Origin of the sequence: Paenibacillus elgii NBRC 100335, assembly GCF_004000865.1 — a bacterium.
In the GTDB taxonomy this organism is placed as follows: domain Bacteria; phylum Bacillota; class Bacilli; order Paenibacillales; family NBRC-103111; genus Paenibacillus_G; species Paenibacillus_G elgii.
Window position 1 is genome coordinate 55185 of sequence record NZ_BIMB01000038.1, and the last position, 11507, is coordinate 66691.

Genomic DNA, 11507 nt, shown 5'->3' on the forward strand with positions numbered 1-11507 from the left:
CCTCTTTGGCGGCTCGGCCGTCATCGCATAACTTATGCCTTAGACCCGGAGCTTTGCGTCCCCGCTTTTCAACAGGTTTGCCTTTATCAGTGAAGATGTTTTTTGCGTCCTTGCCCTGCAAGCGGCGCTTGATAAAATTGTAAGCCTTCTCACTAAAATATGTCAAGTAAATCCTTTACACCCTGGAAGCCTATCTCCGCATGTACAGTCGCCCAGCCGGAATCAGATCCGGCCGGGTCGCTCATGAACCGGTCGGGCAGCTTTCCTATAGCTCTTCAACGAAATGGTGAGGCGGTTTACATCGGCTTCAGCATTTGTCTAAAAGTAAACGCCAGCTTCAAACGAAGCAGATCGTTAATTTTTTTGTAATCGACTTCCAGCAGCTCGCCGATCTTCTCCAGCCGATATGCCGCCGTATTGCGGTGAATCAGCAGCTGTTTGGCCGTCTCGTTAACTTGTCCGTCGTTCTCTATGAACGTTTCCAGCGTACGCAGCATTTCCTGCGAGTATTCCGGGTCCTTCTTCAAGAGCATCTCCAGCACTTCGTTGACGTAAGTCTGCATGTGCTCCTTAGGCACATCCTGGAACAAGTACGCGAGCTCAACCGACCCGAACTGTACCACGGCTTCCCGAATGCCGAGCCGGTCAGCCAGCCGGGACGTCTCCACGCATTCTTTGTACGCATCCCGCAGTTGGCCCGGCCTGTTCTTTTTATTGCTGATACAGATCCGAAGCGGAGCCCCGCTGTCCTCTTGCAGCACTCCGCGCAGACATGTATGCAGCAAGTCGGTCAGCTTCCCGTCGCTCCCGGGGGCATCGACCAGAAAGATGGAGAACAAGCCCTCTTGGATGTAAAAATGAATAACGGCCATCTCCTTGAGCTCCGGATGATACTGCAGTTCCTCGCGGATATTTCGCAGCAGCCTCTCCTTTTCTCCGCAGCCCGCTTCCGGCGACACGAGGGCAAGCAGCCCGCGATACGCGCCTTGAAACAGCGGAATCCCCCGCCGGGCCGCTTCTTCCGTCAGCGCTTCAATCGTACCGCTCCCACGCAAATAACGGCTCAGCAGCACCCCCAGATCGTTTTGCGCCGCGTGGTTTCGATACTCATTGAAGATCACTCCCATATGATATGAAATGATCTCTGCCGTTTGCAGAAACAACTCTTCCTCCACCTTCACCGGCACGGGATTCTCCGGAAAAATGACCATATAGCCGGTACACTCCTCGTGCTCCATAAGCGGCGCCCGAAAACATCGGCTTTCATCCACAAACGCCCACTGCGCTTCTTTCTCCCACGGCCAGCCGTGCAGCAGCTGCGAAGCTCCGAAAGACGTCGCATTGAATACGAGTTGACCTCGGGAACCGACAACGGCGATCGGATACCCTAATATACTCAGAAGCTTTTGAAAAAAATGGTTTATTCGATCCGGCCTAAGTGCGAATTGCATAAGTCTCTTTTGTTTGTCAAGCACGGTGTGAAGAATTTGCGTATGATATTGCATTTCGACATGAAACAATCCGTTCAAATTGTCGGAAAAAGAACATTCATAAGGTAATTTGATCAGGGGGAAATCGAGGCGGTTGGCTTCTTCTAGGATCGGCTCGGGCACCTCGTCCCAAAAGCGGCCAATCTTAATGCCGAGTCCGGCCGAGCGGCGCTGGTTCAACTTGCGAAGCAGAGGAATTGCATCCTCCGGGACGTCTTTCATCAAATAAGCGGTTGTGAATACCATCTCGCCTTCCTTGATCCAATCGGCAATATGCGGCGTATCCATGACTTTAACCGATTTCACGAGGCGCGACGCACCGCTTTGTCCGGCAACAAGCTTTCCTTCGGACAACGGATAAATGGACAGCACTTGTTCGACGGTAATGTTCATTTCGTTTCTTCACCTCCTGGAATGGTCTTTTGGCGGGTCTGATTTGATTTCGACGTAATCCCATGCAACAAGCTGTATCAAGATTAGATTACATGATACATGTGTTTTTTAAGTGTATGTATTTAACGAATCGTAGCACCTGGGCTAAGTAGTCGCACTTGAGAGACAAGCATTAAAAAAGGAGCCTGATCTTTTTTTCAGGCTCCACTCTAGCAAGTCCATCATTTAAAACTCGTTCGCCACATGAGGGGCGGGCTTTCCAACCGACTCGGTGATTTACGGTGCCGGCTGAACGATAATAGGAACCTCATCGCTGATCCCTTTCCCGACCGTTTCCGCCGTAACCGTTAACTGCTCGCCGACGCGGAGTTGATGCCAATGCAGATCTATGGAAAAGGAACCGTCGGTGCTGGAGGGCTGGCTTTGAAGCATATAGTCCGGTCGATTAATCGTTATTTCTGATCCGGGTTCGGCTTTCCCGGTGAGAATCCCGTTTACTGCGTCTACATGACCGATTATCGCAGGCGCATCCGTTTTCCCCACGGTCGGGATGGCGGTTACCGGAACCGGGTCGCTCTCCTTTTTCCCATCGGCCATGGCCGTTACGTACAGTTTTTCCATTGGGACGGTCCGTAGACTTTTAATAGAATACGAGCCGTTAGTTGTCCAGTCCCCTAGGATATGAGTTCCGTCTGCTTTTTTCAATCGCACGAAAACGCGCGTATTCGGCTCCGTACTGCCGCTAATCCATGGGCCATTCGAATAAACATTTCCCGATACGGTCGGGACTGAGCTTTTGGGTGAGGGTTGAACAATGGCGTAAAGCGGATCACTAACCGTTTTACCGTAGGTTACCGCCGTTAATTTCAGCTTTTCTCCCAATTCATAAGAATCGATGTTCAGGTCTACGGAAAACGCTCCGTCTTCCCGGGATGACGTTACTTGAGACTCCAGGCCGCTGGCTCGTTTGATCGTTACGACGGACCCTGGCTCGGAGAACCCCTTCAACGAGCGCTCATAGACACCCTTCGTTACGGAAGGAGCCGCCGTTTTTCCTTTTAGCGGCAAGACCGTAACCGTGACCGGATCGCTTTCCCTTCTCCCGGGACCCTCTGCTTCCGCTACCAATTGCAGCTTTTCCCCGGCGGTTATGGGATAGGACGGCTTGACTTGCATCGTATAAGAGCCGGTTTCCGTCCAAGCGCCCCCTACCGCGCTGCGGGAACTATTTCTCAGTGTAATATATACGAGCTTACCGGGTTCCGTTGTGCCGCTAAGCCACCCGCCATTTATATAGACATTCCCTGCGACGGTTGGCTTAGACGTCTGCACCGACGGCAGTACCGGGATATACACGGTATCGCTAACCGTTTTTCCCGGGGCCTGCGCCCAAAGGGCCAATTGCTCCCCTCCTTTAAGTATCCATGGCCACCTATCGTATTCGTGATAGATCATATACTCGCCGTCCCATTTGGCGGTTCCTACCCTGTAGGTCCCGTCCGACCGTTCGAACGTGACTGTAGCATCTGGTTCGGCCCAGCCTCTTAAATAGGGGCTGTTATCATAGAGATCTCCGTCTATCGTCGGTGTTTTTGTTTTTTCGACACCGGCCGAAGCCGAGAAGGGAAAAATCGTGCTGACTAGCAAGCCTAACATAATCATGACGATGATTTGCCGATGTTGTGCTCTCAACAGCATCGTTCGCTACCTCCCGAATTTTAGAATAAATAAAAGAAAAACAAGACGAATCATACATAATAAAACTTATATGGATAATAATACTATAACATTACAAAATGAACCATCGTTTTTTTTGCGGAATGCAAAAAAGAGCCTGACATGTTCAGGCTCCAATTTCTCACCTTCCAACCTCTTCTCTCTGTACAGACCGGTGATTTACGGCGCCGGCTGAACGATGAAATGAACCTCATCGCTGATCCCTTTCCCTATCGTTTCCGCCGTAAGCGTTAACCGCTCGCCGGCCCTGAGCGAATGCCAACTTAGATCCATGGAAAAGGACCCGTCCGTTTCGGAGGCCTCTTCGAACCAAAGGTCATACTCCTCGTCCGGTCGCTTTACTCTTATTATCGATCCGGTTTCGGCTTTCCCTTTGAGGATACCGTTTACTACGTCTACGTTACCGATTACCGCCGGCGCTGCCGTTTTCCCTGAGGTCGGGAGGACGGTTAACGGAACCGGGTCGCTCTCCTTTTTCCCGTCGGCCATGGCCGTTACATACAATTTTTCCATAGGGACAAGTTTCTCGAAGGCTTGACGTTTTTTCGAATATGAACCGTCCGTTACCCACGTCCTCGTCACAATACTTCCGTTAGCTCTTTTAAAATGGATGACACCGCTCGTGTTGGGTTCCGTTCTGCCGCTAATCCAAAAGCCATTTGTATAAACATTTCCCGACACGGTCGGGACTGGGCTTTTGGGGGACCGATGAGTAACAGTAACGTAAACAGGATCACTAACTTTTTTGCCATAAACTTCTGCCGTTAATTTTAGCCTTTCTCCTAAATCGTAAGCATCGGTGCCCAGTCTTGCAGAAAAGGCTCCATTTTCCTTGGATGCCCTTTCTGTTAACTCCGAGCCGCTGGCTCGTTGGATCGTTACGAAGGACCCGGGCTCAGCAAAACCGCTCAACGAACGTTCGTAGACGCCTCTCGGTACCGTAGGTGCTGCCGTCTTTCCTTCGAGCGGTAAGACAGTAACCGTGACAGGGTCGCTTGGTCCTATCCCGGGGAGTCGGGATTCGGCAGTTAATTGCAGCTTCTCCCCAACCTTTAGGAAGTAGGACCGTTTATCGAGTTCCATCGTATAAGAACCATTTTTGGTTGAAGTGCTCGCAACGTAAAAGAGTCTGCTATTATTTAGGATTATCCATATGGGCTTATCAGGTTCCGTCGTGCCGCTAAGCCACCCGCCATTTGCATAGATACTCCCTGTTACGGTCGGCATAGAAGTAGGCACCGACGGCAGCACCGTGATATAAACGGTATCGCTAACCGTTTTTCCCGGAGCCTCTGCCGAAAGGGTCAATTGCTCCCCGGCTTTGAGCCTCCATCCGTCAAACCAATACGGATCAAAACTGATCCAATACACACCGTCATTCTCTCTGGCGGTTGTTACCTTATATGTACCGTCCGACCGTGTTAACGTTAATGTAGCATCGGGTTCTGACCGTCCTCTCAACTCGAAGTTATAATCATAGACATCTCCGTCTATAGTCGGTGTTTCTGTTTTTGCTACAGCAGCCGTATCTCCGCCCGGATGAAGTGGAGCACTTGAAGCCGAGAAGGAAAAAATCGTGTTGATGAACAAGCCTAAAACAATCATGACGATGACTTGTCGATGTTGTTCTCTTAATAGCATCGTTCACTACCTCCTGAAATTTAGTAGACATAAGAGTAAAATAACACAAACATAATAAAACTTTTATGGATAATAATACTATAAACTTACGAAACGAACCATCGCATTTTTACCGGAATGCAAAAAGGAGCCTGACATGTTTCAAGCTCCAATCTCGCAATTCCATAATGAATATGCGCTCGTCGCATAACGGTATTGGTAAATTCCGATACGATTAGTGGAACTTACGAAACTTCCAAAGAAATACGACGGTCCTGATCCTTACACTGCGGTTGGTTATGATGAAAACAAATTGGAATAACGCTAACCTATTTTTGGTTCAATATTTTGTCCCTAACCATTCAATTGTCCAAAATCGTAACCTATTCTATAGATGTAAACCGCTAGTAATTAGCAAAGAGCGCTAACTTTTTTAGTGCTCTTTATTTATTTCTCGCTCCCTCTGCTCTTTCGGGATGAATCAGGCATAAAAAAAGAAGCCTGATATGTTCAGGCTCCGATGAAAAAACGACTGCGTTCGCCGTCTTATCCTTTATGTTTGCGAATCAGCTCCATCTTCTGATCCCAAGCTTTAGGGCTCAGGTCAACGGGATACACTTCCGGATTCAGCTTGCGCAAATATTCCGGCCAGAACAAGGTCAGCTGCTTCCGGTGATGCTCGCGGATGGTATCCAGCGTGGGCAGCTCGTACACCTGCTTGCCGTCCGCAAAAATCGGACGAAGCATCGGCTGCGCTTCGTACTGCTCCACCGTTTTCGAAATATATGGGTGCACCGGGTCGAACAGCTTTAGCGGCTTGCCCTGCTGCACATCGTCCTCGTTCGTCAGTGCGATATAGTCCGCCATCGCCTTGTTGGTCTCGCGATTGACGATGCGGTATACGTCCTTAATGCCCGGTGTCGTCACTTTTTCCGGATTGCCCGAAATTTTGATGACCGGTGCGAAACCGTCCTCACGCTCGCGGGCGACCAACTTGTACACGCCGCCTAGCGCAGGCTGGTCGGCCGCCGTAATCAGCTTCGTGCCGACTCCCCAGCTGTCGATTCTTGCCCCTTGGGCTTTCAGATTGAAAATAATATTCTCGTCCAAATCGTTCGACGCAACGATCTTGACTTCCTGCAGCCCCGCTTCGTCCAGCATCGCGCGCGCCTTTTTCGACAGATAAGCCAAATCCCCGCTGTCAAGCCGAATCGCGTTCATCCGTTTGCCCTGGCTTTGCAGCCATTTGGCCGTTTCAATCGCATGTGGCACGCCGCTTTTGATCGTATCGTATGTATCGACCAGCAGCGTGACTTGATCGGGCAGCGCGGCCGAGAATTTCCGGAACGCCTCTTCCTCCGAATCGTGATCCTGTACCCAGGCGTGCGCATGCGTGCCCTTCGTCGGGATGTCGAACATCATGCCCGCTCTCATGTTCGACGTGGCGTCGAAGCCGGCGATATAAGTCGCCCGCGCGCCCCATACCGCGGCATCCGCCTCCTGGGCCCGCCGCGTGCCGAATTCCATCAGCACATCGTCCGGTGCGACCTGCCGGATACGTGACGCCTTGGTCGCGATCAGCGTCTGGTAGTTCATGAAGTTCAAGATCGCCGTCTCCAACAGCTGGGCTTCGAACACGCTCGCTTCGACCCGGATCAGCGGCTCGTTCGGAAACACCAGCGATCCTTCCTCCACCGACCATAGCGAACCGGTAAACCGGAACTGGCGCAGCTTTTCGAGAAAAGCCGGGTCGTAATTCTCCTCCTGCTCCGCCAAGTACTGGATCGACGCTTCGTCGAATTGCAGGTGCTGAATATACTCGACGATTCGCTGCAGTCCGGCAAACACGGCATATCCGTTGCCGAACGGCAGCTTGCGGAAGTAAGCCTCGAACACCGCTTTGCGGTCCATCGAGCCATTGAACCAGTGGGCGTACATCATGTTAATTTGATATTTATCCGTATGAAGCGTCAAATTGTCGCAGCTCATCGTAGTTCCCCTCTCGCTTCGTTAGACGTTTTTATCTGCAGCACGGACGACTTCGGCGCCCAGTACATTCTGAAAATGAGTTAGTGCCCATTCGTGTCCGGCCGGATTGAAGCTCGCGACCGCGTCCTCATGAACAACGATTTTATATCCCTTATTATAGGCATCCACGGCGGTATGCAGCACGCAAATGTCCGTACAGACGCCGATCAGGTGCACCTCGTCGATGCCGCGGGCCCGCAGCCGCAGCTCCAGATCTGTACCGCAGAAGGCGCTGTATCTCGTTTTGTCCATCCAATCAATGCGGTCTTGACTCGCTGAATAGACGTCGTGAAGCCGGCCGTACAGCTTGCGGCCTTCCGTACCGCGGATGTTATGCGGCGGAAACAGCCTGTGTTCCGGATGGTATGCGTCATTTTCCTCATGAAGGTCGACGGCCATGACGACCAGATCGCCCCCTTCGATAAACCGTTCCGTCAATTCGGCGATTCTTTGCTCCAAATCGATCGCCGGCTGCCCGCACGGCAGCTTGCCGGTAACGAAATCGACCGTATAATCGATCACAACGAGAGCTTTCATAAGGGCACCTTCCCTTTCCATGCGTCAGTATAATGTAGACTGGCAACTCTATCTTTTTGATAATGTCATTATGACATATTTAAAATAAATGTCAAGCCCCATTTTCCGAGCCCCATCGCTCCAGCAGCCAAGCCACCGTACAGTCGGCGACGATCTGCAGATTGGTTCGTCCGTCCGGATTCACGAACGGCTCGTGGCCGCGAAAATAATCCGGATGCCCACCCGTTAGAGCCAGGTTGATCCGATACGCCGGCGCATGCCTGAAGCGGTCGTACCGTAACCGGTCACGAAGCCCGGAGCCTCCCGTTACCCAGCCGCCCCACCAACCGAGCCGGGCGATCGGATCGCCGCCCTTCGTGCCGATGCCGCGTATGTAAAGCGTCCGGTCCCGCCCTACGGGACTTACCGGACATTTCGGCGAGCCGATCTGCACCGTCAGGATACCCGGCAGGGAAAGCGCCGGGCGCAGCAGCTCGGCCGCTTGCACGCCCGCCACTCCGCCTCCGCTATGCCCGATCAGGACGGGAAAGCCGTCGCCGCAGACGCTGCGGATCGCTTCCGCCGCCCTGCGGCCTCCGATCGAGCGCGCGGCCGCCTGCGGTCTCAGCCGCAGATCCCGGTAAATTTCCAGCATCTGAGCCGCTGCTCGCCGGCTCCAGTCGCCGTAAGGAAACAGCAGCCGGTACTCCGGCCGGAATCCCTTCGCCTCCAGCCTGCGACACAGCTGTTCTCCGAACGTGTCCATAAAATTCGGCGCCGTCGCCATTCCGGACAATAAGAAAAGCCGCGGTCTGTAAGTAATGGACATAAAACCGCTCCTCAGCCTCTGGTCAGCAAGTCGGCCGATGGGTCTGCCAGTGCCCCGGCTTCGTCGGCGTCCGTGATGTCGTATGGGCAAGGTTGACGGAAATAATTCGGCTTGACGATGCGATCGTCGTAAGACCGGTGGAAAATATGCGTCGCCGCCGGCGAAACCGGAGGAATTAGCCACGTCCAATCTCCGGTTAACGGGCGGCCGCTTCGTTCTTCCTGCTGCTCGAACCGCCGGAACTGCTCCGCCGCCGTATGATGATCTATGATGCTGACCCCTGCCGCCTTAAAGGAATGAAGAACCGCCGCATTCAGCTCGACCAGCGCTCTGTCCTTCCACAGGGATACGTTGGTCGACGTATCCAGCTTCAGCAGCTTGGCCACCTTCGGCAGCATATGGTAACGGTCCGGATCAGCCAAATTGCGCGCGCCAATCTCCGTTCCCATGTACCAGCCGTTGAACGGCGCCGCCGTATACCGGATGCCGCCAATATCCAACATCATGTCGGAAATAAACGGAACGGCGTACCATTTGAGCCCCAGCCCGGCGAACGAATCGTATTCCGGGTGCTGAATGGGCACCTCGAGCACCAAATGTTCGGGAATCGGATACCACCGGGGTGTGCGCTCGTTCATTTGGATAACTAGCGGCAGCACGTCGAACGGCGTGCCCGCTCCCCTCCAGCCCAAGCTCATGCATGCCTTCGTGAACCGGACGGAGGCCGGATCGCCAACGATCCCGTTCCCGGTTTCATACCCGGCATAACGGATCAGCTGATGGTTCCAGATACGAATACGCCGCTCGTCCGTTTCTGCGGCAAATACCGTGATCGACGGCCTGATCATGCCACTATTGGTCCCATAGGCGATATGGCGGAATATCGCTTCCGCAATGTCGTCTTCCCGCTCCAGCCCTCTCTCGTCAAACACGTTTAGCGACGGCCAAAATAACCTGCCGATGCAGCGGTTGCTGTTTCGCCAAGCCATTTTTGCGCCATGCGCAAGCTCCTCATACGTAAGCTCGTAAGTTCCAAGCCTGGAAAGCTCTTCCCGAACCTCCGCGAGCCGCCGACGCGTGTCCTCGCCGTTTTTGCCCAACTCTTCATAGCACGCCGTTACAAACGCCACCGCTTCTTCTTGTATCGCTTGATTCGTCGTCATGTCGTCCTCTTCCGCTCATTTTTTCCTTCATTATACCCCAGCCCCATGAAAAAAGCTCGCCGTCCGCCTGTCCAAGCCGCCATTTTCTGGGTTTTACGTGTCATTTCGTGTCGAATCTGTGGCAAAAGCCGGATTGCTCCCATCTGCCCGGTCTCCCCGACTAAAGTCCAGCTTCCGTACCGCCTTCGGTCTGTTTTACCGGACATGCAATTCGTATACAATAGAGACAAGATCTAAACGAACGAAAGACGGGTGACGACGATGAACTTGAAATGGAACATACAGACGATAGGCGGCTTCGTCCTGATGGCGATTGGCATTATCGGATTGATCAGTTGGGGCGGCATTAGCGGATTATTCGGATATATTTTTGCTCTAGCGATGATCGCCTTCGGCTACTGGCTGTGGAGAACCTCAGACACGACGCTCAAGCGCATATGCAGCGGTTTGGTCATGCTGGCGGGTGCGGCACTTATTATCTTCTGGCTGCCGAAGTTCATCAGCCTAATCCTGGCCGGAGCCATCATCTATTTCGGCTGGATTCTTGTGAGAATCGGCCAATCCCAAGGGTATCGGAATTGGAAATAAACCGGCGAAAGAGGCGGCCCATGTCTCCCTTCCCGCCCGGCAGGATTGCCGGATGGGGCGGACAGGGTACCGCCTCTTTTGTTTTGTCCTTCTGGAGCGAATTATACGCGCGGCTTGGCACGGTTGGTCGGCAAAGCCGTGAGCGGATCGTCCGGCCATACATGCTTCGGATAGCGGCCCTTCAAATCTTTTTTCACTTCAAAATAGGCATCCTGCCAAAAGCTCGCCAAATCGCGCGTGACCTGCACCGGCCGATGCGCCGGGGAAAGCAGATGCAGCAGCAGCGGCACTTTGCCGCCCCCGATGCGCGGCGTTTCCCGCAGGCCGAACAGCTCCTGGAGCCGCACGGCCAGCACTGGCGATGCCGGATCGCTGTAATCGACCGGGATGCGCGAGCCGCTCGGCACCGTAATGTGCGTCGGCACGAAGTCGTCGAGCTGCTGGCGCTGCGGCCACGGGAGCATGCCGTCCAGAATGGCTGCCATCGAGAGCCGCTGCAGGTCATCCCGGCTTTTGAGCCCGTACAGATGCGGACCGAGCCACTCCTCCAGCACCGCGAGCAGCGCCTCGTCGGAAACATCGGGCCAAGCCGGGTCCACCCGGTGCATAAAGCCGATGCGCTCGCGCAGCTGCTTCGCCGCCTTGGTCCACGGCAGAATGGACAAGCCTTCGGCCGCGATGCCCTCAAGCAGAGCGTTCAGCACCTGCTCCGGGTCCGGGGCTTCCACCGGCACCTCCCGCAAAGTCAGCGCGCCGAGCTTCTCCCGCTTGCGGGCGCGGACCGCTTGAGCCGTCCGGTCCCACGCGACTGCGGTCTCCGTTTCGATGCCATCCGCGAACACCCGGTACAGCTGCTCCTCCGAGATTGGAGCCGCCAGATCGATACGGCCGTCCGCCCCTTGATCATCCAGCTCCGCGACGACCAAATATTTCTCGCCGTAAAGCGGCTGAGGACCCGAAAACGAACCGCCCCTGCCTCCGCTCAGCAGGAAGCGCCCGCTTCCTTTATTTTGCGCGATCCGGTCGGGATAGGCGAACGCAAGCAGCATTCCGCAGGCGTTCACTTCGTCTCTTTGCTCAAGCGGCACACCCAGCGTGCGCTTCCCCTGCTCGGCCTCCGCCGCGATTCTGCGGCGGGCCGCC

The 11507-nt window shown here is 54.0% G+C and carries 9 protein-coding genes and 1 riboswitch; of the genes, 1 reads left to right on the top strand and 8 read right to left on the bottom strand.

Annotated elements, in window-relative coordinates; genetic code table 11:
- Nucleotides 1–4: 4 nt before the first annotated feature.
- Nucleotides 5–92: riboswitch (cyclic di-GMP riboswitch) on the bottom strand.
- Between the two features lie 204 nt (nucleotides 93–296).
- From PEL01S_RS23960 to PEL01S_RS23990, 7 genes are all read right to left on the bottom strand, one after another.
- On the bottom strand, nucleotides 297–1883 hold the full coding sequence (locus PEL01S_RS23960) for a PucR family transcriptional regulator (RefSeq protein WP_063178522.1): 1587 nt from the start codon (nucleotides 1881–1883) through the stop codon (nucleotides 297–299).
- 276 nt (nucleotides 1884–2159) lie between these two features.
- Nucleotides 2160–3581: an Ig-like domain-containing protein gene (locus PEL01S_RS23965; RefSeq protein ID WP_127462075.1), complete on the bottom strand. Its 1422-nt coding sequence runs from the start codon at nucleotides 3579–3581 to the stop codon at nucleotides 2160–2162.
- Between the two features lie 198 nt (nucleotides 3582–3779).
- Entirely contained in the window at nucleotides 3780–5261 is a 1482-nt protein-coding gene (locus tag PEL01S_RS23970) for a hypothetical protein (RefSeq protein ID WP_127462076.1), read from the bottom strand.
- Between the two features lie 525 nt (nucleotides 5262–5786).
- The gene (locus tag PEL01S_RS23975; protein ID WP_063178528.1) at nucleotides 5787–7229 is read right to left on the bottom strand and encodes a nicotinate phosphoribosyltransferase; all 1443 of its coding nucleotides are present in this window, start codon (nucleotides 7227–7229) and stop codon (nucleotides 5787–5789) included.
- Nucleotides 7230–7250: 21 nt separating this feature from the next.
- Nucleotides 7251–7805 (bottom strand): cysteine hydrolase family protein, encoded by a 555-nt coding sequence (locus PEL01S_RS23980; protein WP_063178530.1) that lies wholly within the window; start codon nucleotides 7803–7805, stop codon nucleotides 7251–7253.
- 91 nt (nucleotides 7806–7896) lie between these two features.
- On the bottom strand, nucleotides 7897–8613 hold the full coding sequence (locus tag PEL01S_RS23985; protein ID WP_063178532.1) for a hypothetical protein: 717 nt from the start codon (nucleotides 8611–8613) through the stop codon (nucleotides 7897–7899).
- An 11-nt stretch (nucleotides 8614–8624) separates the two neighbouring features.
- On the bottom strand, nucleotides 8625–9776 hold the full coding sequence (locus PEL01S_RS23990; RefSeq protein WP_063178534.1) for a nitric oxide synthase oxygenase: 1152 nt from the start codon (nucleotides 9774–9776) through the stop codon (nucleotides 8625–8627).
- 261 nt (nucleotides 9777–10037) lie between these two features.
- On the opposite strand from PEL01S_RS23990, the gene PEL01S_RS23995 reads away from it, so the two are divergent.
- Nucleotides 10038–10364: a hypothetical protein gene (locus PEL01S_RS23995; RefSeq protein ID WP_063178536.1), complete on the top strand. Its 327-nt coding sequence runs from the start codon at nucleotides 10038–10040 to the stop codon at nucleotides 10362–10364.
- A gap of 101 nt (nucleotides 10365–10465) precedes the next feature.
- Here PEL01S_RS23995 and PEL01S_RS24000 read toward each other — a convergent pair.
- On the bottom strand, nucleotides 10466–11507 hold a 1042-nt coding region (locus PEL01S_RS24000), incomplete at its 5' end, for an ATP-dependent helicase C-terminal domain-containing protein (RefSeq protein ID WP_304363374.1).

Excerpts from the sequence above, each read along its gene's own strand:
- PEL01S_RS23960 (WP_063178522.1), bottom strand. The coding sequence starts at position 1,883 with ATGAACATTACCGTCGAACAAGTGCTGTCCATTTATCCGTTGTCCGAA.
- PEL01S_RS23965 (WP_127462075.1), bottom strand. The coding sequence starts at position 3,581 with ATGCTGTTGAGAGCACAACATCGGCAAATCATCGTCATGATTATGTTA.
- PEL01S_RS23970 (WP_127462076.1), bottom strand. The coding sequence starts at position 5,261 with ATGCTATTAAGAGAACAACATCGACAAGTCATCGTCATGATTGTTTTA.
- PEL01S_RS23975 (WP_063178528.1), bottom strand. The coding sequence starts at position 7,229 with ATGAGCTGCGACAATTTGACGCTTCATACGGATAAATATCAAATTAAC.
- PEL01S_RS23980 (WP_063178530.1), bottom strand. The coding sequence starts at position 7,805 with ATGAAAGCTCTCGTTGTGATCGATTATACGGTCGATTTCGTTACCGGC.
- PEL01S_RS23985 (WP_063178532.1), bottom strand. The coding sequence starts at position 8,613 with ATGTCCATTACTTACAGACCGCGGCTTTTCTTATTGTCCGGAATGGCG.
- PEL01S_RS23990 (WP_063178534.1), bottom strand. The coding sequence starts at position 9,776 with ATGACGACGAATCAAGCGATACAAGAAGAAGCGGTGGCGTTTGTAACG.
- PEL01S_RS23995 (WP_063178536.1), top strand. The coding sequence starts at position 10,038 with ATGAACTTGAAATGGAACATACAGACGATAGGCGGCTTCGTCCTGATG.